General features: G+C 39.3%; 30 protein-coding genes. 1 reads left to right on the forward strand and 29 read right to left on the reverse strand.

The window, feature by feature from the left end; translation table 11 throughout:
• Window positions 1-225: 225 nt before the first annotated feature.
• The 24 genes from R6U77_RS17790 to prsW all read right to left on the reverse strand — a co-directional run bounded on the left by R6U77_RS17790 (window position 226) and on the right by prsW (window position 18534).
• A complete protein-coding gene (locus R6U77_RS17790) occupies window positions 226-996 on the reverse strand; it encodes a CheR family methyltransferase (RefSeq protein WP_293921043.1) in 771 nt (256 codons plus the stop codon).
• Window positions 997-1074: 78 nt separating this feature from the next.
• Window positions 1075-1332 (reverse strand): hypothetical protein, encoded by a 258-nt coding sequence (locus tag R6U77_RS17795; protein WP_293921045.1) that lies wholly within the window; start codon window positions 1330-1332, stop codon window positions 1075-1077.
• 11 nt (window positions 1333-1343) lie between these two features.
• The gene (locus R6U77_RS17800; protein WP_293921046.1) at window positions 1344-1589 is read right to left on the reverse strand and encodes a hypothetical protein; all 246 of its coding nucleotides are present in this window, start codon (window positions 1587-1589) and stop codon (window positions 1344-1346) included.
• 2 nt (window positions 1590-1591) lie between these two features.
• Complete coding sequence (locus R6U77_RS17805) at window positions 1592-1810, reverse strand: hypothetical protein (protein WP_293921047.1); 219 nt, start codon at window positions 1808-1810, stop codon at window positions 1592-1594.
• A 205-nt stretch (window positions 1811-2015) separates the two neighbouring features.
• On the reverse strand, window positions 2016-2432 hold the full coding sequence (gene ndk, locus R6U77_RS17810) for a nucleoside-diphosphate kinase (RefSeq protein WP_293921049.1): 417 nt from the start codon (window positions 2430-2432) through the stop codon (window positions 2016-2018).
• 87 nt (window positions 2433-2519) lie between these two features.
• Window positions 2520-3494 carry a heptaprenyl diphosphate synthase component II gene (gene hepT / locus R6U77_RS17815; RefSeq protein ID WP_319836662.1) on the reverse strand — a complete coding sequence of 325 codons (975 nt, stop codon included), beginning with the start codon at window positions 3492-3494 and terminating at the stop codon, window positions 2520-2522.
• A gap of 19 nt (window positions 3495-3513) precedes the next feature.
• The gene (locus R6U77_RS17820) at window positions 3514-4218 is read right to left on the reverse strand and encodes a demethylmenaquinone methyltransferase (RefSeq protein ID WP_319836663.1); all 705 of its coding nucleotides are present in this window, start codon (window positions 4216-4218) and stop codon (window positions 3514-3516) included.
• A 15-nt stretch (window positions 4219-4233) separates the two neighbouring features.
• Window positions 4234-4980 carry a heptaprenyl diphosphate synthase component 1 gene (locus R6U77_RS17825; protein ID WP_319836664.1) on the reverse strand — a complete coding sequence of 249 codons (747 nt, stop codon included), beginning with the start codon at window positions 4978-4980 and terminating at the stop codon, window positions 4234-4236.
• A gap of 59 nt (window positions 4981-5039) precedes the next feature.
• Window positions 5040-5261 carry a trp RNA-binding attenuation protein MtrB gene (mtrB, locus tag R6U77_RS17830; RefSeq protein ID WP_107838557.1) on the reverse strand — a complete coding sequence of 74 codons (222 nt, stop codon included), beginning with the start codon at window positions 5259-5261 and terminating at the stop codon, window positions 5040-5042.
• A gap of 56 nt (window positions 5262-5317) precedes the next feature.
• Window positions 5318-5887, reverse strand: coding sequence for a GTP cyclohydrolase I FolE (gene folE / locus R6U77_RS17835; RefSeq protein WP_319836665.1), 570 nt, complete (start codon window positions 5885-5887; stop codon window positions 5318-5320).
• Window positions 5888-6051: 164 nt separating this feature from the next.
• Window positions 6052-6324, reverse strand: a complete 273-nt coding sequence (locus R6U77_RS17840; RefSeq protein WP_042477970.1) for an HU family DNA-binding protein — start codon at window positions 6322-6324, stop codon at window positions 6052-6054.
• Between the two features lie 190 nt (window positions 6325-6514).
• Entirely contained in the window at window positions 6515-7993 is a 1479-nt protein-coding gene (spoIVA, locus tag R6U77_RS17845) for a stage IV sporulation protein A (RefSeq protein WP_293921138.1), read from the reverse strand.
• A gap of 221 nt (window positions 7994-8214) precedes the next feature.
• The gene (locus R6U77_RS17850) at window positions 8215-8931 is read right to left on the reverse strand and encodes a hypothetical protein (RefSeq protein WP_293921059.1); all 717 of its coding nucleotides are present in this window, start codon (window positions 8929-8931) and stop codon (window positions 8215-8217) included.
• Window positions 8932-8956: 25 nt separating this feature from the next.
• Complete coding sequence (locus tag R6U77_RS17855; protein ID WP_293921061.1) at window positions 8957-9211, reverse strand: DUF2768 domain-containing protein; 255 nt, start codon at window positions 9209-9211, stop codon at window positions 8957-8959.
• Between the two features lie 189 nt (window positions 9212-9400).
• The gene (locus R6U77_RS17860) at window positions 9401-10414 is read right to left on the reverse strand and encodes an NAD(P)H-dependent glycerol-3-phosphate dehydrogenase (protein ID WP_319836666.1); all 1014 of its coding nucleotides are present in this window, start codon (window positions 10412-10414) and stop codon (window positions 9401-9403) included.
• A 16-nt stretch (window positions 10415-10430) separates the two neighbouring features.
• Window positions 10431-11741: a ribosome biogenesis GTPase Der gene (gene der / locus R6U77_RS17865; RefSeq protein ID WP_319836667.1), complete on the reverse strand. Its 1311-nt coding sequence runs from the start codon at window positions 11739-11741 to the stop codon at window positions 10431-10433.
• Window positions 11742-11917: 176 nt separating this feature from the next.
• Window positions 11918-12556 carry a hypothetical protein gene (locus R6U77_RS17870; RefSeq protein ID WP_319836668.1) on the reverse strand — a complete coding sequence of 213 codons (639 nt, stop codon included), beginning with the start codon at window positions 12554-12556 and terminating at the stop codon, window positions 11918-11920.
• A gap of 306 nt (window positions 12557-12862) precedes the next feature.
• On the reverse strand, window positions 12863-14008 hold the full coding sequence (gene rpsA / locus R6U77_RS17875) for a 30S ribosomal protein S1 (protein WP_319836669.1): 1146 nt from the start codon (window positions 14006-14008) through the stop codon (window positions 12863-12865).
• A gap of 100 nt (window positions 14009-14108) precedes the next feature.
• The gene (gene cmk, locus R6U77_RS17880; protein WP_319836670.1) at window positions 14109-14780 is read right to left on the reverse strand and encodes a (d)CMP kinase; all 672 of its coding nucleotides are present in this window, start codon (window positions 14778-14780) and stop codon (window positions 14109-14111) included.
• A 121-nt stretch (window positions 14781-14901) separates the two neighbouring features.
• Complete coding sequence (locus tag R6U77_RS19895; protein ID WP_406601114.1) at window positions 14902-14958, reverse strand: hypothetical protein; 57 nt, start codon at window positions 14956-14958, stop codon at window positions 14902-14904.
• Window positions 14948-15598, reverse strand: coding sequence for a flagellar brake protein (locus tag R6U77_RS17885; RefSeq protein WP_319836671.1), 651 nt, complete (start codon window positions 15596-15598; stop codon window positions 14948-14950). Before R6U77_RS17885 ends, R6U77_RS19895 begins: the two co-directional genes overlap by 11 nt.
• 73 nt (window positions 15599-15671) lie before the next feature.
• A complete protein-coding gene (locus tag R6U77_RS17890; RefSeq protein ID WP_293921075.1) occupies window positions 15672-16949 on the reverse strand; it encodes a PepSY1/2 domain-containing protein in 1278 nt (425 codons plus the stop codon).
• Between the two features lie 9 nt (window positions 16950-16958).
• On the reverse strand, window positions 16959-17756 hold the full coding sequence (gene sleB / locus R6U77_RS17895; protein WP_319836672.1) for a spore cortex-lytic enzyme: 798 nt from the start codon (window positions 17754-17756) through the stop codon (window positions 16959-16961).
• Between the two features lie 100 nt (window positions 17757-17856).
• On the reverse strand, window positions 17857-18534 hold the full coding sequence (prsW, locus tag R6U77_RS17900; RefSeq protein ID WP_293921079.1) for a glutamic-type intramembrane protease PrsW: 678 nt from the start codon (window positions 18532-18534) through the stop codon (window positions 17857-17859).
• 107 nt (window positions 18535-18641) lie between these two features.
• Between prsW and R6U77_RS17905 the strand changes: the two genes are divergently transcribed.
• Window positions 18642-19616, forward strand: coding sequence for an asparaginase (locus tag R6U77_RS17905; RefSeq protein WP_319836673.1), 975 nt, complete (start codon window positions 18642-18644; stop codon window positions 19614-19616).
• Between the two features lie 195 nt (window positions 19617-19811).
• Here R6U77_RS17905 and R6U77_RS17910 read toward each other — a convergent pair whose 3' ends face one another.
• From R6U77_RS17910 to R6U77_RS17930, 5 genes are all read right to left on the reverse strand, one after another.
• Complete coding sequence (locus tag R6U77_RS17910) at window positions 19812-20792, reverse strand: YpdA family putative bacillithiol disulfide reductase (protein ID WP_319836674.1); 981 nt, start codon at window positions 20790-20792, stop codon at window positions 19812-19814.
• Window positions 20793-20814: 22 nt separating this feature from the next.
• Window positions 20815-21567 (reverse strand): metallophosphoesterase, encoded by a 753-nt coding sequence (locus R6U77_RS17915; RefSeq protein ID WP_319836675.1) that lies wholly within the window; start codon window positions 21565-21567, stop codon window positions 20815-20817.
• 125 nt (window positions 21568-21692) lie between these two features.
• Window positions 21693-22361: a LysM peptidoglycan-binding domain-containing protein gene (locus R6U77_RS17920; protein ID WP_319836676.1), complete on the reverse strand. Its 669-nt coding sequence runs from the start codon at window positions 22359-22361 to the stop codon at window positions 21693-21695.
• Between the two features lie 77 nt (window positions 22362-22438).
• Window positions 22439-23869, reverse strand: coding sequence for a RecQ family ATP-dependent DNA helicase (locus R6U77_RS17925; protein ID WP_319836677.1), 1431 nt, complete (start codon window positions 23867-23869; stop codon window positions 22439-22441).
• A complete protein-coding gene (locus R6U77_RS17930) occupies window positions 23870-24892 on the reverse strand; it encodes a YpbB family protein (protein ID WP_319836678.1) in 1023 nt (340 codons plus the stop codon).
• Window positions 24893-24927: the final 35 nt, after the last annotated feature.

The raw sequence follows: 24927 nt of genomic DNA on the forward strand, positions 1-24927 counted from the left end.
TTTCCGAAGTAAGCCTTTTCATTGAAAATTCGGAATGTTTTTTTGACACGAATATGTCTTTTTTGACCATTCATTGCATCACCTATAGTGGTGGGCGTTTTCTACTGAATCATCATACAAAAATACGCTTTTCGCTTAATGCACGAAAAGCGTTGTCTTTCACTCTAATTGGTTACGCTAGTACATTATCAAGCTATAGTCTCCATATGTACCTTCACCTGATTGCTATTTTTTACGATAAAAGAATGTGTCCTCAACCTCAAAATCATAACGTGCTGGATTAAATATTTGCTCTGTTGAGCCGACAAATAAAATACCACCTGGACGCAATGCTTTACTAAAGTTCATATAAATCTCATCTTTTGCTTCTTCAGTGAAATAAATCATGACATTGCGGCAAACAATCAAATCAAAATTTGCATCGTACTTGTCCTTCAGCAAATTATGCTTCTTAAATGTGACTGTTCGCTTAATTTCATCTTTTACTTTATAGAATTGACCTTCTTTTTCAAAATATTTTGCTTGTACATCTTTGGGTACCTCTGCTAGTGAGCGCTCTGGATATAAGCCTAGCTTCGCCTTTTGAATAACATTTTCATCTAAGTCTGTCGCTAATATACCAATTTGTGATAATGGGATATGATGTGATAATACCATTGCTAAGCTATAAGGTTCTTCACCTGTTGAACAGGCAGCACTCCATACTTTTGGACGTTTGCTCGTTTGTAGTAGCATTGGGAAAATTTTATTTTGCAATACTTCCCAGCGTTTCCCGTTGCGGTAAAATTCAGAAACATTAATCGTCATACGATCCAAAAACTCATTCATTAAATCGCGGTCTTTTTCTAATGCTTGGAAAAATTCCACAAAATTGCGATACCCTTTTTTCTCATATAAAGATGTGAGACGACGCTTCATTTGCGCTTCTTTATAAAGCGCTAAATCAATACCTGTCTTTCGTTTCACTCCATCTATAAATTGCTCATAATCCGTCATCGCTGCATCGCCCTCCAAAAACCTTTGTGCACTATATTATAGCTGAATTTTTATACAACTGAAATAGAAATTGTAAAACTATTTAGAACTATGCTGTGAAAGGCGATGATTTTGTTCCATTTCAAGTAAAGCTTGCTTTTCCTGTGCCAATTCTAAACGGAGCTTTTCCGTTTCGATTGCATAGCTTTCCACTTTCAGTTTTTCAAGCTCCGCTTCTGTTTCCATCATTTTAATTTGTAGTTTCATCGAAGAACGCTTATGCGCTGTAAGAATAGCAGCTAATGGGATTGACGTTAGTAACCCCATCGTTCCTAATGTAATAATAATCGCTATCATAAAGCATTCACTTACCTTTCCTTATTTTCCATTTCTAATAATACTTGCTTTTCTTGCTGTAGCTCTAAACGAAGCTTTTGCGTTTCAATCTCATAGCTTTCCATTTTTAATTTTTCGAGCTCTGTTTCCTTTTCAATCATTTGAATTTGCAGTTTCATGGCAGCTCGTTTATGTGCTGTTAAAATAGCAGTTATTGGAATTGCAAGACCTCCCCCAACAGCCAAAAAACCAATGAGCAATCGCATTTCTTCAACCAAACTTATACCTCCTTATTTTTTTCGTATTGCATTTCTAAAAGCGCTTGTTTTTCTTGCTGCAATTCTAGCTTTAATTTTTCCGTTTCTCTTTCAAATGTTTCAAGACGTAATTTTTCAAGCTCTATTTCCTTGTCGATTCTTTTTAAATCCATTTTTTTATTTTTTAAAAATGTATCTGTTAATATTCCTATTCCAACAATAATCACAATTCCAAGCCACATAGTTGCCCTCTCCTTCTTCCCAATTCTATTCCTAAGAAAATCTCTTTATTTGATTATACGTTATTTTCGCAATAACGTTTCATTTTTACAGAAATTTGTTAGATTTGCGCAAACATTATGAACAAATATATATCGAAAAAAATAGCTGACATCAAAAGCATGAGGAAATCCCCCTACTTTTAATGCCAGCTGTTGCTTGGTTAGATTATACTAACTCACCGTCAAACCAAAGCTCAATTTCGCGCTCTGCTGAAGCAAGTGAGTCTGAACCGTGGATTACGTTGTGTGATACTGTTACTGCATAGTCACCACGGATTGTACCTGGTTGAGATTCAGATGGTTTTGTTGCACCAATCATAATACGAGCTAAAGAAATTACAGACTCGCCTTCCCATACCATTGCGAATACTGGACCAGAAGTGATGAAGTCAACTAATTCGCCAAAGAATGGGCGCTCTGCGTGCTCTGCGTAATGCTTTTCAGCTAACTCACGAGATACGTTCATTAATTTAGCGCCTTTTAATTCAAAGCCGCGACGCTCAAAGCGGTCCATAATATCGCCGATTACTTGACGTTCAACGCCATCAGGTTTAACCATTAAAAAAGTTTTTTCGATTGCCATTAATAAAACACTCCTTAAATTTGAGTAAAACAGGTTTGCACCTACCGTAAAAATAGTACCAAAATCAGCTTGTAAACGCAACTATTTCTAGAATTTACGCTTACCAATAAATAAGGCTACATCACGCAGCTTCTTTTTCATCGGATGGTTCGGCAATGCCTCTACTTCCTTCAATGCCTTTTGTAAATATTTATCGCTAATGGCTGTTGCTTCTTTGATGGCAGTTGAGCGACGAACATACTGTAGCATTTTCAGACGCTCTTCCTCAGTTAGTGTGCCTGCAATAACTTTATCAAGATATGGCTGCATAGCTCGATCATCTTTTAGCAATAGCATCGGTAGCGTTATATTCCCTTGCAATAAATCACTGCCAGCAGGCTTACCAAGCTCTTTATCTGTTGCAGTAAAATCCAAAATGTCATCAATAATTTGGAAGCTCATGCCAACAAAATAGCCATAGCGTTTTAAACGACGAATATTTTGCTCGTCAACACCACCAACGACAGCGCCAAGCTCACAGCTCGATTCAATTAATAGCGCTGTTTTTCGTTTAATGCGTTTAAAATAATCTTTTATATGTTGATCCATGCGGAATTTGTCTTCGATTTGAATAATTTCACCATTACAAATTTCTACCATTGTGCGTGCCAATATTTGATGTGCACGTGGATTGTCAATTACCGTTACATACTCTAGCGCACGGGCAAAAATAAAATCGCCAGTAAACATCGCCACACGATTGTTCCACTGCGCCTTCACAGTATGTCTACCTCTTCTCATATTTGAATCATCGATGACATCATCATGAACAAGTGAGGCCATATGAATTAACTCCAATGGTACAGCGATATGCTTCATCCGCTCAATTTGATAATCGCCAAATTTTGCGCTAAGCAATACAAATACTGGACGGATGCGTTTCCCTCCCGCCTGCAGCAAATGTAGTGAAGCCTCGTTTAACAAGTGAGAAGACGAGTTCAACGCTTTTTCTAATTCTGTTTCGATGATTTCTATATCCGACTTCAAATCAGCATAGAGTAATTTTAACTTCATCTTTTCCACTTGAACAAACCTTCTCCCACTAAATTTCTTTTTTCAAGCCTTTATGCATCGCCGCTGCGCCACCGCTATAGCCTTTGTACTCAATGCGATCAAATCCCGCGCTTCTGAACATGAATGCAAGCTGCCTCATTCCAGGAAAGTCATTTGCGGATTCCTGTAGCCATGAATACTCTTTATAGCTTTTTGCAAATAGCTTGCCGAACATTGGCATAATGTATTTGAAATAGAAACGGAAAAGTTGACGATAACCTGGAATTTCAGGCTGTGAGGTTTCTAAGCAAACCGCCATACCGCCAGGCTTTAAAACGCGATTCATTTCTCGCAACACTTGCATATAGTCAGGTACATTGCGCAGTCCAAAGCCAATTGTTACGTAATCGAATGTATTATCTTCAAATGGTAGCTCCATCGCATTGCCTTGTAGTAGCTCTATTTGTGGATATCGCTTAACCTTTTCAGCACCAACTTTTAGCATATTTTCGCTAAAATCTAAGCCTTTGACGATGCCATTTTCTCCAACAGCCTCTGCCAAAGCAATCGTCCAATCCGCTGTCCCACAACAAACGTCTAAGCATTTTGCACCGGGCTTGACGTTCATTCGTCTCATTGTGTCCTTGCGCCAGCTTCTATGCATTTGAAAGCTAATAACAGAGTTCATTTTATCATAGCCATCAGAAATGCTTTCAAAAACTTCGTGTACACGTTCCTCTTTCGATTTTGTCATTTTTTCAAAACCTTCCTATCTCGTTTCAACTTTTACAATACGCCAAATGAATTGCTGTAATTCATCCGATAATTGTAGCGTAGCAAGCTCTGCTATTAATGTTTTACGTTGTGCTTCAATTGCCTCTGCCAATAAATGCTTTAGTTCGTCTGCTCCAAAGCATTTTTCCATCGCTCGTCCTACCGCTGTTGACACATGCTGAGAGCATGCATCCAGCTCATTTTGCAAGCGTTGAATCGTTAAAATATGCATCATTGTTGCGCTGTATTTGTCAAAGCAATGCGCTTCATAAAATTTGCGTATAATCGCCGTTTCAATCACGCATAAATTCTCAACCCATTGCTCCATTGTTCGATATGTATGCTCATATGCAGCAATTTCCTGCTCACAGCGCTCAACAATTCCTTGTGCTAACTTTTGAATGAGCACGATATTTCCTGTGCGAGCTAGTATTTCATAATAGCGTCCGCTGTAATAATCGCCCGATAATACCGTTAATTGCTGCTCCTTGGAAGTTGCTTCTTTTTCTTTAATTTTATCATGCTCAAACAGAGAGGCTTGAATGATACCTACAGTTGTTGCACCTTCCTGTATGCCTTCATGCCATGATTCTCCGTTTAAAAATGGTAAAAGCAAGAAAAATAGCTGATTTTCATCGATGCTTGGGGCCTCTATATATTGCAGTAAGGCTCTATGACGAACACGCACGAAAATAGACTCTTTTAATTGTTGTATTGCTTGTTGAATAGTTGTTGCATGCATAGATCTCTTACTCCATTTCATTAAAGTAACTAAGCCCCGCTCTCGATAAACGGAACCTATTATTTTTTTGAGCCACTCTCAATCGTTCCATGTGCGGAGTGGATTTTTGCTTTCCCTCGAATTTTCATTGCAGACGTATGCTCTGTAAATTGAGCAATCATTACTTCTCCTGCATCAAGCTTTTCTGAATGATGAAACTTTGTATCAGAGCCACGTGTTAAACCAATTACATGAACACCGTCCTCTTGTGCCTCAATCACAATATATTCTGGTTGTGTCATTTGTTTTTCCCCCACCCGAGATTTTCTTTTTCTATCATATCATAAAATGACAGAAATTAAGACATTTGAATAAACGAAATAACCTCTCTACGTTTCACTTCATCTTCCTCATAAATTCCACGTGCAACAGATGTCACTGTTTTTGAGCCTGGTTTTTTTAAGCCACGCATCGTCATACACATATGCTCTGCCTCAATGACAACATACACACCTTTAGGCTCCAGCATTTCCATCATCGTCTCTGCTACTGTTGACGTAATACGCTCTTGTAGCTGCGGTCTGCGAGCAACCGTTTCCACACAACGTCCTAATTTACTAAGCCCCGCTACTTTTCCGTCCTTTGGTATGTATGCAATATGTGCCTTGCCGTAAAATGGTACAAGATGATGCTCACACATTGAGTGAAATGGAATATCCTTTACAAGCACTAGCTCCTCATGCTCCTCATGAAATACAGTGCTAAAATATTCACGCGGATCTTGTTGTAAGCCACTAAACATTTCTGCATACATTTTTGCTACACGTTTTGGCGTATCAAGAAGCCCTTCACGTTCTACATCTTCTCCAACTGCCTCTAAAATCATTTTTACTGCTTCTTCAATTTTATTTAAATCAACCTTCGACATATATAGCCTCCATCATCAAGTCCATTGAGATTTCTAACAAATGAATCGTAGCATATCCGCACAATAAGTTCAAAGGGCACTTATCGAAATAGATGAATACGATGAAAAAGAGCAGCCTTCAGTTTAAACTGAAGGCTGCTCTATGTAACTGCAAGACGTGGAAATTATTTCACAGCGTCTTTAAGCGCTTTACCTGGTTTAAACGCAGGCACTTTGCTTGCAGCGATTTCGATTTCTTTACCAGTTTGTGGGTTACGACCTTTACGAGCCGCACGCTCACGTACTTCAAAGTTACCAAAACCGATTAATTGTACTTTGTCACCCTTTGCAAGAGCACCTTGAATTGTATCAAATACAGCTTCAACCGCTTTAGAAGCGTCTTTTTTAGAAAGACCTGCAGCTTCAGCAACAGAGTTTACTAATTCTGTTTTATTCACACCATTCACCTCCTCTCAAAGGGTCATGAACCTAAATCATGTAAAAAGAGTAACACATCGAAAACCGCTACGCAACTTAATTTAGCTATGTTTGTCCGAATAATAGCGTTTTTTTTTAATAAAACGCAAATAACAGGACAAAACGCCTAAAAATAGCGTTGCCCTGTTATAAAAAAGGAGTTTTTTACCACTAAATAATAAATGTAATTAACCCTCTATCGCCTTCATTCACCATACGTTCAATTGTTTGACGCATTCTCTTTTTAGCAGTTTTTGGTACAGTATTCATTTTATAACGAATACTTTCCTTCAATACTTCATGAAGTGGTGTGCCAAATAATTGTGTTTGCCATAAAGCTTCTCGATCATTTTCAAACGCATACTGTAAATCCTTTAATAATTGCTGACTATGGAATTCTGAGCCAATTAACGGTGCAAACTCCGATTCCATATCAACACGGATAATATGGTAAGATGGCGCTGTTGCCTTCATCCGAACACCATAGAAATTATTTTGCTTAATTAGCTCTGGTTCATTCGGCTCAAATTCATCAATTGTTGGCAGCGTTAAGCCATAGCCTTCAATGCGTGCTTGCTCAATGGCCTCTCGGAAGCGAGCCTGCGCTCTTTTTGCCTCAGACGCCTCTTTAACAAACAATAACCAGTCTTTTTTCGTTTCGATTGGCTGCTCTAACCATTCGTTACATATCGCTTTATAAATGTCATTTTGTATCGTTAAACGCACTGTTACAACGCCGAGACCTGCATCAACACGTTCAACCTCACAATTTTCTACGAAATCTAAGGCCTTCAAAAAATTCGTTGCCTTTTCAACATCGCGAATTTTTTCAACATGCCCAATCATTTCATGTGATGCAACAGCAAGTGATTCATTAACATAGTGTGTACTATCAAGCACATCTACCCAATCAGGCTTTTCTACTTCGATATATTCAATCGGAAACTCATACAATGCCTCCTGCAAAATATAGGCAATATCAGATGTTGTCAGCTGATCAATAGATGTTGCAATCACAGGAACTTCATACGTTTCAAATAATTCATTGCGCAAATTGCGCGTTTCCTCGCGCGCCGGCATTGTGCTATTAATAACGATGACGAAAGGTTTACCAATTTCCTTTAATTGCTCAATAATCGCCCTTTCTGCCACAGCTGCGGCTTGTCGCTCAATTCCATTGACGGTGCCATCTGTCGTCACAACTACACCGATATTGGCATGGTCACGTATTACTTTATCTGTGCCAATTTTCGCAGCATCCTGAAACGGAATCGCTTCTGTATGCCAAGGTGTATGCACATATTTAGGGCCGTTTTCATCCTCATAGCCCTTCGCTCCATCAATAATATAGCCAACGCAATCAGCAAGGCGAATGCGGAAGCTTAAGCCGTCATCACCTATAGAAATGGGTGCAGCATTGGCAGGAACAAACTTCGGCTCTGCCGTCATAATAACGGGACCTGGTGAGCTTTGTGGCAGCTCGTCCAAGGCACGCTTACGATCGTCTTCATTCATAATATTCGGCAAGACAAGCGACTCCATTACTTTTTTGACGAATGTCGATTTTCCTACTCGGACAGGGCCAACAACCCCAATATACACATCACCATTTGTTCGTTCTGCAAGCTGCTGAAAAATTTGTTCGCTAATAGGCGCTCCTCCTTTACTTAATTTAAATCTATGCCTACATGTTTGCAAATATGCGAAGGGGGCGTCCGAAAAGTCATTTGGGGACGCCCCCTTTGCGACGAGGATGGTGACAATTGATTCTGACCACCGCAGGAGCACAATTTTAATCAAAAATTTACTATGTAAAATAGCGGAGCCGTCCAGAAAGTTCACTTTCTGGACGGCCCCTTAAAATTCGCATGTTATTTTGTTGGCTCATACATAAAAATCGGCTCATTATTTTCATCTACTGTATATGGTAATGAGTATGCAGGAACGACAGGATAATGCTCTGCTAGCAGCATGCGAATATCTTCACCTGGCTCTGGCTTTACTTGCTGTTCTTGAATAAATTGATACAAGTCCATTGAATAATCTACATATAATTCTCCAGCTGTCGAAACGATAACAGGTAATTGATTGTTAGAATATGGACTTGCTACTGTAACTTCTTCCTTATAACCGATATTTTTAAAATTAATTGTATAAATATACGGCGTAATACTTTCTTGATATTGCGGATATTTCTTGCTCATAAAGCGTATTTTTACTTCTCTCAGCTTTTCAGGCACACGTAAATCAACCAGCTTTATCGTGGGATTTTCTTCTGGATTCCAAATAACATATTGGAAAATCCCACCTTTTTCAAATGAATTCGCTGGTGGTGAAGCTAAATATTTTGGAATCAGCTTCTCAAAATCAACTAAATATTTAATAAATATATCTGTATCCATATCGCGTGTTTTGATTGGTAAAACACCTGTATCTGCTTGATACTCCGAAATGGCACGCTGTACAGCTGCCAATTGGTCTACATCGGGCACTTGGTTTTCAGCCTTGCGCTCCTCTGGGTACATACATGCTGCTAGAAAGAACGTACAGAAAAAAACTGTAGCAAGCATTGTCCATCTTGTTTTCATCTTCATTTTCTCCTTCTACCTTATTTTAATTCGGCCATGTAGCGACAATGAGCACCATTAAAAATGCGCCAGTAGCTAACATAATATAAGCGATTAGCTTGAATATAAAAGACAAAAAGACATTATTTACCCATTTGCGTGTCGCTGAAATAATAACTACTGAAAAGAATAATAAGCCAATTGCATAAAACGATATCCACATCACATCAAGTGCAGGTATATGTGCTAATGGACCACGCGCTGTATTTAATAATAAGCTGTCCAATATTTGATTGTTCACGAATTAAAACCGCCTTTCTATATAGCTATGTAGTCTTGTTTATACCATTGTAAATTATATAATTTCTACAAACAAAATAATAGGGCTGTTAGATTACCTTACAAGCAATGCATGCGACTGCTTTTCAGATAATCTCAACAACCCATTCTTTTTAGAAGCTTGCGCTATTTGTGGAGAATTTATGACACTTTACTGGAACTCATCAATTTCGGGCTTTTTCATGCGAATCATTAATTCATCCACCGCTTCTTTCGGTGTTTTATCACTAAATAGCACATCATAAAGTGCCGCTGTAATCGGCATTGCCACATCATATTTTTGTGCAAGCTGATGTGCCGCCTTCGTTGTACGTATACCTTCCACAACCATGCCCATTTGCTCTAACACTTCTTCAAGCGGTAAGCCTTTTCCAAGCATATTACCGGCACGCCAGTTACGTGAGTGTACACTTGTACATGTTACGATTAAGTCACCCATTCCTGTTAATCCAGCGAATGTAAATGGATTGCCTCCCATTTTGACACCGAGGCGAGTGATTTCTGCTAAGCCGCGCGTAATTAAGGCTGCCTTCGCATTATCACCATAAGTTAGACCGTCTGTAATACCGGCTGCTAATGCAATGACATTTTTCAATGCCCCACCAATTTCAACACCCGTCACATCCTCGCTTGTATAAACACGCAAATACCCATTCATAAACATGTCTTGTACTTTTTCTGCTGCAGCAATATTTTCACAGGCTGCTGTAACAGTTGTCGGATGCTGCAAAACAACTTCCTCCGCATGGCTTGGACCTGATAATACAACGATGTCCTCAATTAAATCAGTGCCTAGACTTTCTCGCATTAACTCAGAAATACGTAATAAAGTGTCTGGTTCAATCCCTTTTGACACATGGACAAACAACGCTTTTTCTTGTCGTAATTGTGCTAAATTGCCACATACTTCTCTGATTGCCTTTGTCGGCACTGCAACAACAATTGTTGTTGCGTGCTGTGCAGCTTCGGCAAGATTTGCTGTGGCAACAAGATTTGCTGGAAGCGTTGTATCTGGCAAATATTTTTTATTCGTATGCTGGTTATTAATTTCGTCTGCTTGGTTTTGTCGATGTGTCCAGAGCAGCGTATCATGCCCGTTTTCTGCAAGCACAATCGCAAGCGCAGTTCCCCAAGAGCCAGCACCTAAAACAGTTATTCTCTCCATCTTTTCCCCTCCATAACTAATCGCGTGCGCGAGTAATTAAGCGAATCGGCGTTCCTTCGAAATCAAATGTTTCACGAATGCGGTTTTCAAGGAAACGCTCATATGAAAAGTGCATTAATTCTGGATCATTGACAAATACAACAAATGTTGGTGGCTGAATTGCCACTTGTGTTGCATAGTAAATACGTAAGCGACGCCCTTTATCAGCAGGTGCTGGATTGCGTGCTACGGAATCTTCAATCACTTCATTTAAAATAGATGATTGAATACGCATTGCATGGTTTTCACTTACACGTTGGACAATCGCTAAAATTTGATGTACACGCTGCTTCGTTTTTGCTGACACGAAAATAATCGGTGCATAATCTAAAAATAAGAAATGCTCACGAATTTGCTGCGTATAGAAATTCATTGTTTTATCGTCTTTTTCAACAGCATCCCATTTATTAACAACGATAATTACTGCCTTACCAGCCTCATGTGCATAGCCTGCAATTTTTTTATCTTGTTCTTGGATACCTTCGTCCGCATTTAACACGACTAAGACAACGTCAGAGCGTTCGATTGCTCGCAGTGCACGAAGTACAGAATATTTTTCCGTCGTTTCATACACCTTTCCTTTTTTACGCATACCTGCTGTATCAATGATGACATATTCCTGCCCATCATACGTATATGGTGTATCAATAGCATCACGTGTTGTGCCTGCAATATCGCTGACAATCACTCGATCATTACCTAAAAAGGCATTTACTAAAGAAGATTTTCCGACATTTGGACGTCCAATTAATGAGAATTTAATCACATCATCGCCGTATTGTGTCTCGTCTTCTTGTGGGAAATGCTTTGCACATTCATCCAGTAAGTCCCCTAAGCCTAAGCCATGTGAGCCAGAAATTGGCCAAGGCTCACCAAAGCCTAATGAATAAAAATCATAAATCATTTCACGCATATCTGGGTTATCAATTTTATTAACTGCTAATACAACAGGCTTTTTCGTTTTGTATAAAATTTTTGCTACTTGCTCATCAGCCGCTGTAACACCTTCACGTCCATTTGTCATGAAAATAATAACGTCTGCCTCATCAATGGCGATTTCTGCTTGCTGACGAATTTGTTCTAAAAAAGGCTCATCGCCAATATCAATACCACCTGTATCAATAATATTAAAATCATGCGTTAGCCATTCAGCCGAACTATAAATACGGTCACGTGTAACACCTGGAATATCTTCCACAATGGAAACACGTTCTCCAACAATACGGTTAAAAATTGTTGATTTCCCTACGTTCGGACGTCCTACAATGGCGATTACTGGTTTTGTCATTTTGTACTTCATCCTTCCAACTTTCGAATCTCTACGTAATTATACACGAATTTTTTCATTATAGCATGTAATGCGGTAAAGTGATGATTTTTCTTCACTGCATTGATTTTAATGAAATAAAAAATAAAACGAATAATTCCAACAAAGTGTAGGAATTACTCGTTCAATTTTCATCATTATTTTGTTAAATTATAGTCAATTGAAATTTCCCCTGCTAAGAAATCTTCAAAATTCATGGAGATTGTATAATCGCCATCTGTATATGTGTGTGTGCCGAAATCTTCATCTAAAGCTTTGTCAGATTCCGCTTCATATAAATCGATATTTAGGCCCAATACTTCTATAAGTGCTGCTATAGCAGTAAAGACCTCTACTAAATCATCCCCTTCTTCACTTAGCATGTTTAGTCCTTCTGCTTTTAAGCTGTACCCCGTAATCCTTTTCTCTGCATCATATTTACTATTAATCACATAGTGCCCGTCATATCCTAAAACATCTGCATCTAGCAGCGTTTGAGAAAATCCGTTGTCTTCCACTGTTAATTCATTTGTAAGTGGCTCTGACATGCTTGCAATTTCGATAGGCTCTTCTTCATCTTGCTTCATGAATTCAACCATTGTATTGTACTTTTTCACAAGTTTTTCTACAGTTGCTTTCGAGCCAGCATCGATATTTTCAAATGTGACAACTTCCTCAGTCTCCTGTTCTTGAACAGCTTCTTTTTCTACTGGTTCTTCTTTTGGCTTTTCCACTTTGCCGCCACATCCTGCTAATAACAGGGCACCAAAGCAAGCTGATAGTAATAACTTTTTCATTGTAATACCTCTTTCGTCTATTAAATTATGTAATTACACAAGACCCAATAATATATTCATTTTACTTAAAAGTCAATAGTTTACAGGTAAAAAAATACTTTAAATAATCGCCACTTACTTTTAAGATAATTTTACCAATTATTTGATTTATCATCCTAATTTTGAGGTAGCAAAATGGAAAATTATTTTTTGAAGGAGATGAATAGCCTTGCTAGTTGATTGAAATGGAGGAAGCATTCACTTATCTGAATAAAATCAAAAACGATAGAAATAGCAGTTACCTACTTTTCCTATCGTTTTGCAAGCTTATTCTTTTGTAAAGCCTTTTAATTGATCGCCAATCACATCGCTAAACGAAAAGCCTGTGTTTTCTTCTGGTAATTCGTAATCGAATTCTTCCTCTTTATCTGGGTTTTCAACAAGGTCTTTAATGCTTAATGATAAACGCTTCTCGGCAGCGTTCACATCCAGCACCTTCACCTGCACCTCTTGCCCTTCTTTTAACGCTTCATGAGGTGTGTTAATATGCTTATGCGAAATTTGTGAAATATGCACAAGTCCTTCTACATTCGGGAATACCTCCACGAAAGCACCGAACGTTACAAGACGGCGAACAGTTCCTGTTAATACAGCGCCTTTTGCTGCACGTTCCTCAATATTTTCCCACGGTCCAGGTAACGTGTCTTTAATTGATAATGAAATACGCTCATTATCCGGATCAACAGAAAGCACTTTTACTTTCACTGCTTGCCCTTCTGTTAGTACAGATGATACATCCTCTACATGGTCATGTGACACTTGCGAAATATGCACAAGTCCATCAACACCACCAAGGTCAATAAATGCACCGAATGTTGCTAAGCGCTGTACTTTGCCTTCTAACACATCACCTTGCTTTATATTGCCAATCACTTGCTTTTTTTGCTCTGCCTTTTCTTGCTCTACAACGGCTCTGTGCGATAAAATTAAACGGCCCTTTTCTTGATCTAGCTCCGTAATTTTAAAGAGCATCGTTTTGCCACGATAGTCTTCGAAATCTTCAACGAAATGATCCTCTACTAGCGATGCTGGCACAAAGCCGCGCACGCCTAAATCTACAACTAGACCGCCTTTAACAACATCCTTCACTTCGGCTTCAAACACTTCGCCTGATTCAAATTTTGCGATTAAATCATCCCATGCTTTCAATGCATCAACTTTACGTTTCGATAACACATATGCTTCATCTTCTACTTTCGTAATCATTAGCTCAAGCACATCGCCCACTGAAACGGCATCAGACGCCTTCTCAATGTGTAGACTAGAAAGCTCACTAATTGGGATAATCCCTTCAAATGGAGCTCCCTCAATTGAAACAGTTACAGATTTATCATCAACCTGCTCCGCGGTACCTTTCACAATATCTCCTTCATGAAATTCCTTTTCTAATCCTAAGTTCATTTCTTCAGACATATGTAACCCTCCTTCGCATGTTCCACTTTTATTTTATTCGAAATAATGAATAAAAACAAAAATTTCCCCTTTTGTCATAAAAAAATCTTTTGCATACTGCTTACATAACGTCATATGCTAACTTCAAAATTGCCTCTGCTGCTTCATCAATCGTTAAATTCGTCGTATCTAAATATACCGCATCTGCAGCCTGAATTAACGGTGAAGCCTCTCGCTCGCTATCCAACTTGTCACGAAGCGCAATTTCCTCTTGTAAACGCTCGATGGATGATTGAATACCACGACGTTCATTATCAAGATAACGACGACGAGCACGCTCCTCTACAGAAGCGGACATAAATACTTTTAATTCTGCATTTGTTAAAACATGTGTCGCAATATCTCGTCCATCCATTACGACAGCACCATCTGCCGCTAATTGCTGCTGCATTGCCACTAACACTTCACGTATATTTGCATGTGCTGCTACTTGTGAAACATTTGCCGTTACTTCATTTGAACGGATGACCTCTGAGACATTCACACCATCTACATAAACAAGTTGTCCATTAATAGACGGTTCTAATTCGATTTTTGTTGCATGCAACATTTTTTCAAGCGCTTCGCTATCATCTAATTGTATGCCCAGTTGCATCGCTTTATGCGTAACAGCACGATACATCGCACCAGTATCGATGTATGTAAAATTTAACTTTTCTGCAACGATTTTTGCAATTGTACTTTTCCCCGCTCCAGCAGGACCATCAATTGCAATTTGAATTTGCTTTGCCATTATTTATCCCTACTTTCCTTACCACTACATTATATATGAAAAATGAGTGAGGTAGTTAACTAAATCACTCAAAAATAGGCTGTAAAGAAAGGCAATGATTATCACGCTTTCCTTACAGCCTTCACTTTATCCTACATGAATCTACATTTGTTAAATGACCGCATCTTTTACAATTCATTCAGCTCTTTTTTACGTTGTAATAATTGACGCTCAAAGCATAGACGTACAATATGCTGTTTATCCACATCATCAGTATCTGTCAATTGCATGGAAGCGATTGTTCGTTCATTTTCATCGAATATGCGAACGATGCGTGCATCTGTTTGAACATATTTAATCTCATTATTCACAAAAGGAAGAACAATTGTTAGCTGAACCGTATCGCCTTCTTTAAAGTTAACTGCCCCTATTAAGCGTACAGACAGCCCTCCTGCACTAATATCCTGTGCAATAAATTGGTAGATAGAGCCATTAAATTCAATAGCTACATCAATCGGTGTTTCGACACGAACAAACTCCCTGCGCTGAATTTTTATAAATTGGTCTTCTGGCGGACATGATAGCACCACCATCGGTATACGGTCATTTTTACGCCCGAGTACTTGCGTTGTAAAGCTGTAACTATTTCCATCTGTGTAGAACACTGCATGCAGCTCTGTTCCATCAAGTAAAAATGCTGTTTTTTTCGTGAAATCATTAATTGGATAATCCACATAAATGACGCCATCTTCTTTTTCTACGACTTTACATCTAAACTTTTCCATGCCATCTGTGCCTTCTGGCTCTAACATTAACATCGTTCCAATTTTCAATTCCATGATTTTCTCCTCGTGCATTGAAATTTTCTATGTCTATTATCGCACGGAGGTTATAATTTATCTATAACTATTATCAGGCTAATGTATCAATTTGAATCACATCATGGGTCGTTGCATCGACAACTACACGGAATGTATCATATTGTTTATCCGGTAGCCTTGCCATTACCTCATAGCATAAGCGCAGTTCATAGGCATCATTTTCTGTATAAATTTTCTTTTCATCCTCTATGACAACACCTTCGCCAAAAAATGTTGACCAATCAATCGGCTTTAGCTCCTGCTCTTTAATCGTTTCCTTTTGAATGTATTCCATCGCATTAATACCTAACACCTCGCCGCTATCCTTGGCAACTTTCACTTGAATGCTATCAGGATAAACGAGTGCATCGTTTACTTTACGTGTAAAAACAAAATGCCATGCAATATGATTTTCACGCATTTCTGTCATAACCGTATCGTCATAGCCAGCATCTGCCATAATCTTTTCAGCTGCTTGTAACACTTCCTCATGTGGCAGCGCTGTTTTTTTCATCGGTCGCTCTAGCAGGAATGACAAAATATGCCCACCTTTCTCCGTAATATCTGCATAGCCAATACGCGAGCCACGAACAAATTGAATGTGATAAAACGGATACGGCGCATCGTCTCTACTTTTCGTTACCGTCATTGTTGCATCACTAATTAAAGGGAATACAGTTTGCAGGCGCTGCAATGCTTGTGCCTTCGTTAATGGCTCGTCCATTAAATGCTGCAATTCTCGCTTTTTTTGGTAGTCGCTCTCACTCGCTGTTAAAGGAAAATCCGTTTCATTAAAGCTTTTTAAATCTGCCGATACTTTCGCAAAGGATGAATCCCCTACCTCGTCAGCTGTTATTTTTGACCATTTTTGATAATCGCCATCTTGTTGAAAATAATTTGTTGTCGCAACAGTCCATTCCTCTGTTAGCGCATGTAAATTGCCATTGACTGTCTCCATTTTATCTTGCCATTCTGTCGCATCTTGAGAAGCCGCAGCACGCTTTGCCTCATCACCTATACGACCTAAATAACGCATCCAATCATTTGCTACCTCTTGATGTAAAGGCAGACGTGACACTGCATTACGCATATCACTACTCACGCGCCAAATCGTATCCAGCTCTTTATGCAATGCTTTCTCATCTTGAAATAGCATCGATTTAGCAATGGATGAATGTAATAAGGATAGCTTTTCCGAGGCATTTGTTAGCTCGTTTGTATAATGGGCATGTACTGCCCTTTCCATTGAACGCTGTTTTGTCGTCACATCATACGCATAAACAGCTAAAATCAACACAACAATGCTTAATAAATATACTGCATTTTTCATAGCTCACCTCTAATAGCAGAAAATATGCTGCCCAATCTGCTTTATTTGTGGACGTGTCCAAATCCATTTGCTTGTTGCTGTTTTAGGGTTGAAATAATATAGCGCGTTCTCTGTTGGATCCCAGCCATTCATCGCATCCAAAACAGCTTGCTTTGCTCGTTCATTTGGCGTCAACCAAATTTGACCATCGGCTACTGCTGTAAACGCAAGTGGCTGGAAAATAATATCGGAAATCGAATTTGGAAAATCAGGTGACTCCAATCGATTTAAAATAACCGCCGCTACTGCTACTTGTCCCTCATACGGTTCACCGCGCGCCTCACCATAAACAGCGTTAGCCATTATTTGTAAATCTCGCTCCGTATAATTTGCTGGCAGCTGCATTGAACCACTATTTGAACTTTCCTTCCCACTATTTTTACTGCTTCCTCCACCCTTTACTTGATGCTCAAGCGCCATCCCACCATAGTGCGTAAACTGGCTGCCTTTCGCAATTTGCTCCTTAACGAAGCTTTCATTATAATTAGATTGCGCTACTAGCTTTTTTTTCGTCGTATCGCCCGCGATCCCATCTACCTCTAAGCCATAGCTTTGTTGAAATTCACGCAAAGCCCAGTAAGTGCCATAACCAAATTTGCCATCAATTTTTCCATGATAGTAGCCTAAATATTGCAGGCGAGCCTGTAACTCAATTACATCATCGCCAAACGCACCTCGCTGAATCACTTGCGCGGAAAAGGCATCGGATTGCTGTGGCTGTATAAGAAATACGCTAAGTAGCAACACAATGAATAATTTTTTCTTCATGTACACCTCTCCTTTTTTCATAGCATGCGAAGTGTGCCTTGATTTATACATCATTTATAAAATATAAATAGCCGTTGGAAAAAATATATTTTTCCAACGGCTAAGAATGTTTGTTATTTTCAATCAAATGTTCAATTAAATGTTGGTGAGCAAGCTTCACTTTACGCAAGCCAAACCACCATAAAAACAGCATAAACGGCACCATTAAGTAAATAAAATTACCACCTAGCGTCCAAATTAAGTTATAGCTGAAATGTAACGCAATTGGAATAAAAATGGATAAAAATAAATATTCCTTCCATTTATCATTGTTAGAGAATTTACTTTTCCCAAAATAATAGCCCATGACAACGCCGAATAATGCATGGCTTGAAACGGGCAACAACGCTCTTACAAAAGCGGTATTCAAGCCAAAGGACAATAAATATAAAACATTTTCAACTGTCGCAAAGCCTAAAGAGACGGCTGCTCCATATAAAATGCCATCATATGGGTCATCAAATTCAATATGGCGAAAAATTAGCACAAAAATAATTAACCATTTAAAAAATTCCTCAATGCCGCTTGTAAATACAACATTTGTCATAAACGGATTCGTCATTGTGCCCTCTTGCTCCATTACATATTGAATAAACAAAATAGGGAATGTAATAACCGCCCCATATAAAAATGCTTGAATTAATGTTCTACGTGGCTCTGTTGCCATTTGATTGCGCATATAAAAATAGCCTAAAAGAGCTAATGCTGGAGCTATTGCTGCTGATAATAATATGAACATAGTATAAGCTCCTTTTCTCTATATATGAAAACGTTTCTTAACAATTGATTTAGTTATTGTTATTATATCATTAAATGCTTCCATTCTGATTTTAAAAGGGGATTTTTATGTCAAAAAAAACAATTTTATTAATTCATACAGGTGGTACAATTTCGATGAAAATGAGCGCTGAAACAGGGGCGGTTGTGCAAAATGAGCAAAACCCACTAACAGCAGAAAAGCATATGCTATCAACATATGCCAATATCATTGAGGTAGAAGCGTTCAATTTACCATCGCCACATATTACACCAAATGAAATGCTGCGCTTACGCAATTGTATTGTAGAGCATGTTGATAAATACGCAATTGATGGCGTTGTTATTACACATGGTACAGATACATTGGAAGAAACAGCATACTTTTTAGATTTAACAACACGCTATAACTTCCCTATTGTGTTAACAGGGGCAATGCGTTCATCTAATGAGCTTGGAGCAGATGGTGTTTATAATTTAGTTGAGGCTGTACGTGTCGCTTGCTCACAAGAAGCACGTGGAAAAGGGGTACTTGTTGTTATGAATGATGAAATACATCATGCTTTCAACATTACGAAAACATCGACATCTAGTGTTAATACATTCCAAAGCCCACAATATGGGCCTATTGGCTTGATTACAAAGAAAACTGTCCATATCCACCATATGCCTGTCCAACGCCAATTTGTCGAAGTAGAAAAAATCGAAAAGCGTGTCGCTTTATTAAAAGCCTATGCAGGAATGGAAGCCGATTTAATCGATGCGGTGGCAACATTGCAATATGATGGGCTTGTCTTAGAAGGCTTTGGACAAGGCAACGTCACACCTGCTGTCGCACAGCGTTTAAAAGCACTTGTCGCAAATGGTATGCCCGTCATCCTTGTTTCGCGCTGCTTTAACGGCATTGCAGAAGGCGTTTACGGCTATGAAGGCGGTGGCAAGCAGCTAGAAGATGCTGGCGTCATTTTCGCCACAGGCATTAACGGACAAAAGGCACGCTTAAAGCTATTAATTGGCTTAAATCAAGTGCATCATCCTGTTGAGCTGAGAGCGTTTTTCTCATAAATTTAAACCAGTTAGCTGTCATGATTTTTACAGCTAACTGGTTTACAGTTCTATCAGCAAGTTTTAACATTTTATCGGTAACTTTGGCGTTTCTATCAGAAACTTCAACATATTCGAAAGAGACCATTCACAATTAAATATGCTCCCAATAAGATAGATGAAAATTCATCAAATCAAATTGGGAGCATATTAAGATTAAGGGCGGCGTGGTACTTTAAATTTCCCCTGAATCGCCTGCGCAATCATACCACCATGAAATCGTCCATTTTCAATAAAAATTTCATTGGCATTATTGCCTGCTGCAATGACACCTGCAATAAATAAATTCGGAACATTGGTTTCCATCGTTTCTTCGTTAAAAAATGGACGACCCGTTGTTTCATCAATATTTACGCCCATAGCACGAATAAAGTCGTGATCAGGGTGATAGCCTGTCATCGCAAATACGAAATCGTTCGCAATATGTAGCTGTTGTCCTGCTTTGCGAATGACCACTTTGTCTTCAAAAATAGCTTCTACTTCACTTTCAAAATGCATCGTAATTTCACCAGAGCGGACTAACCCTTCAAACTCAGGCAGTACCCATGGCTTAATGCTTGGTGAATAGTCGCTACCACGATAGACGACTGTGACATATGCACCGGCTTTATTTAATTCCAATGCTGCATCAATAGCTGAGTTTTTGCCACCAATCACTAAGACGTTCGTATCGAAAAATGGGTGACCTTCTTTAAAATAATGATACACCTTTGGTAGCTGCTCGCCTTCAATGCCCATATAATTCGGATGATCATAATAGCCTGTGGCAATGATAACATATGGTGTTTCATACTGTTCTTTGCTCGTTGTTACAGTGAATATAGCGCCGTTTTTTTCGACTTTTTCAACCTTTTCAAAACGATGAATGTCGATTTTTTTTGCACGTACAACTTCGCGATAATAGACTAAGGCTTGATTGCGACGAGGCTTGCGCTCCTCTACAATAAATGGCACATCGCTAATTGCTAGCTTTTCACTCGTACTAAAAAATGTTTGATGTGTCGGGTAATTGTAAATTGAATTGACGATATTTCCTTTTTCAATGACAACAGGCTGCAATCCAATCGCCTGCAATTCAATTGCGGCCGCTAAGCCACAAGGTCCTCCTCCAACAATTAAAGCATCAACTTTTTGCATTATAATAATCTCCTCTTTCAACTTACTCAATCGTAACATCAATTACATGGCATTCTGGCTTTGCGCCTAAACGTAGCGGTAGCAATGTTGTGCCATAGCCATTACTAATCAAGGTCGGGATACCATCACGTACAGAATACGAGCCTTGTGGGTGTAAACCAAACTTCCAAAAGCGAAGCTGCCCTCCATGTAAATGTCCCCCCATCATTAAATTTGGCTTAAAATAGCGAGGGACACGATAAAAAACTTGTGGGTTATGTGAAATAAAAAATGTAATATCATCCTTTTGGCATTTCGCAAAGGCCTGTTCAAAGCTATATTTTTTTGTAGAGGTATCCAAAATGGCACTTAGCCATATGCGATTAGGACCTGTGAGCAATTCCGCATTATTTTCAAGTAACGTTACATGCATTTCTGCAAATAACTGGCGCAAACGCTCTTCCCCCACTTCATGGTCATTATTTCCCCAAACAAAATAGATAGGTCCAAGCTCTTGCAGTCGTTCAATATTGCGGCATATACGCTCAAATGGCGTTCGCTTATCACATAAATCACCACCGATAATGACTGCCTCTACCTTGCCAATCGACCGTAACATGCGTTCATCGACTGTGCGTAAATGGATATCTGATATAAAAAAAATACGCAAGCTTTGCGATATTTGCCCTTGCAATTGCAATGTATGATAGCGCACATTATTTTCAAAGGCTTGACGCCACATATGCAAAATGCCTGCGCTCGCTATCCCTACCCCTGTTAACAGTAACTTCTTCACACTTAAACCTCATTTCTTAAGGAAAACAGAGGCTGTATGAAAAGATCTCCTCTTTTCATACAGCCCCTTTAGTATATGACAAAATGCATTTTTTTCATCAAAATTTGCTTCGCTTTTTGTTACTTTTATTGAGGAATGATTAATGTTTGTCCTACAACAATATTTTCAGAGCTTAAATTATTCGCCTGCATAATTTTTTGTATCCCATTTCCATCGCTATAATACTTTAACGAGATGCGATACAAATTTTCGTTTGGCTGCACAACATGTGTTTTCGCTGCTGCTAATCTCTCAGCATCTTCCTTCGCCTGCTTCTCAGCTTGCGCTTTTGCTGCCGCTTCCTTTTCTGCTTGTGCCTTTGCTACTGCCTCTTTCTCAGCCTGCGCCTTCGCTACTGCTTCCTTCTCGGCTTGTGCTTTTGCCGCAGCTTCCTTTTCTGCCTGAGCTTTCTCCGCAGCTTCTTTCTCAGCCTTTTCCTTTGCCGCTGCCTGCTCTTCCTTCTCTTTTTCTGCCGCTGCTATTTGCTCCTCATTATTTTCAATGGATGGCTTGTTCGGCTCCACTGTTACGGAATCGTCTGCTTTCTCCGCTAAGCTTTTTGGCTCATAAAAGAAATGGACATAGCCCAGTAAAAGTAAAGGTATAAATATAAATAATATCGTCATATTTCGAATTAGTCGGCTTTTTCGCTGTTTAGGTTTTTTACTTGTGCGTGACTTTCGCTCTAACGGTCCATCAAATTCAATTTCTTGACGGTGCTCTTCAATTTTCTCACGATAATTTTCTTGGGCCACTACACACCCCTCCTTATACTGCTAATCTATAAACATATTATGACGAAATTCTACAAAAAAATCAATCTTAGCTCAGATCATTCAGCTAACAATATTCGCCGTAGCCTCGCCTGCCATGTTAATGACTGCTCGGTTGCTTCCTCATGTTGCTTCGCCGCTAATATTTCTTCAAAAACAAGCCCACAATTTTGACAACAATTTGATATTTTCTCTGTTAACTGCTGACCGAAATAATGGACAATTTGCTCTCGCATGCAAGTAGTTGATTGAATAATTTGGAGCATCTCATGCACGGCTTTATATTTGTTTACTTCCATTTGCTGCAAGCGCTGTTGGACTTCCTCGTTGCTTTCCTGTTGCATCCAATAATGCAACACGCGAAAAGCTGTTTCAGAAATGCTTCCATCCTCTAGCATGCGCATCGGCTTGTCGCGATTCCGTAAATATTGTTCTATATGAAGCGCTTTCGGCAAATCCTCCGTTACAATAAACTGTGCAAATTGCTCGTCTCCCTCCGCATATAAAAGGCTCGCAACTGCTGGCTGTCCATCTCTACCTGCCCGCCCGATTTCCTGCATATAATTCGCAATATTAGCAGGCATAAATTCATGAATGACTTGTCGTATGTTTCCTTTATGTACGCCCATGCCAAAAGCATTCGTTGCAACAATCCAATCAAGCTTTCCTACTAAAAATTGCTGCTGAATAAATTGACGGTCCTCCGCTTCCTTCCCCGCGTGATATGCCGCTGCTGCAATGCCTCGCTCAAGCAGGGCCAGACTAATAGACTCTGCTTTACTGCGTGACTGTGTATAAATAATGCCTGGTCCTGCTGTCGTCTGTACATGCTCCAATATCCAATTAATTTTATCATCCTTATGTTGAAAGAAATGCTTCGCTAAATGAATATTTGGGCGATTTACCGAATGTAAAAAATAAAATGGTGACCGCATATGTAAATATGTTTCAATATCGTGCAATACACTTTTCGTCGCTGTTGCTGATAAAGCTAGAATTGGTGGCTTATGCTGCATTGGAATAATTTCACCTAAACGCAAATAGTCAGGACGAAAGTCGAAGCCCCATTGGGAAATACAGTGCGCCTCATCTGCGACGATAAGCCCTAATTTCATTTGCTGTAAGCGCTCCTTCACTTGTGGCTGCATAAGCATTTCTGGCGAAGCAAAAATAAAGCGGTATTCATGCAAATAATGGAGGGCATAACGCTTTTGCTGGACAGTTAAAAATGAATTCAAGGCGACAACACGCTTTTCACCAAACTGTCGTAATTGGTCAACTTGGTCCTGCATCAATGATAAAAGTGGTGAAACGATAAGCACAGGAGCGTCCAACAAATACGCTGGTAGCTGGTAGCATAGTGATTTACCCATACCTGTCGGGAGCAATGCAATCACATCACGCCCTGCTAAAAGCTGCTCAATCACTTCCTTTTGTCCTGTCCGAAAGGCACTATAACCAAAATGCTTGTGCAATGCTTGTTCCAACATTTAATTGCCCCCTTTCGTTAATGCTAGACGTAATTGGAAATAAGAAAGGTGCGGTAACACCTCACGCAATACTTTTAGTTTTTTCGTACGCTGTGTCAAAATCGCTTGCTGTACTTGCATGAGCTCCTCTTGCTGTATAAAATGCTCAATTGGAAATGCAGCATCATTCATTGCCATCTCAACAAAATGATCTTCAATTGTGCTTTGCTTTAAATTTCGTTTATATGCGATTTGTTCAAGTGAAAAGCCTTGCGCAAAAAGCTTAGCCGTTTGAGATGCAGAGTCTGTCAATGGCATCTGAATGCGGAGACCTTGCGCAATATCAGCTAAATAAGGGTAATGTGAAATATGCTGAAGCCATTGATGTAATGCAGAAACATAGAGCAGCTGCATGTCCATTTCTGTACGCCCTGCCTGATAAGCAAGCTGTTGCCATGTAAAGCCTGGCAAATCAACACCTGTTAAACGATGAATCAAAAGGTAACGTTGCTCCTCCGTTATAGCTAAAGTCTCAAGGTTATTTGTTATTTCCTGCAATAGTAATACTTGCAACGCACCTGACTGATATTGATGACGCATTAAAAATTGACGAACGAACAATTGGATGCCTTCATCGCGTTGAATCGGAATAAATGCTTTTATTTGCGCAGATTGATATGACAGCACTTGGACAATCAACGACAGACGCCCATAAAAAATATGCTCATTGCCACGATAATGCCAGCCATCAAATATGCATGGCACACCTTGTTGTGCCTGTGCTATACCCTTTGCCGTCAATGTATAATAGCCTGTCTCCTGTACCTGCAAGTAGCCAGCCTCTACTAAGAGTCCTACAAATTCGTTGAAGCGTTGCCTTGAAAGCTTTGGCAGCACGCTAAAATAAGCATGCAATGAAAAAATGCCAACATCCTGTATCGTTTGTCCAGATCTTTTGCCCCGCAATAAATGATAGGCAGAGGATACTGTTCTTTCATTATTTAATTTCAGGAAAATATCCAACAAAATTTGCTGAAAAATCATGACATCCCCTCGCTTTCTTGCAGCAATTTACCTTT

Source organism: Lysinibacillus louembei (assembly GCF_033880585.1).
In the GTDB taxonomy this organism is placed as follows: domain Bacteria; phylum Bacillota; class Bacilli; order Bacillales_A; family Planococcaceae; genus Metasolibacillus; species Metasolibacillus louembei.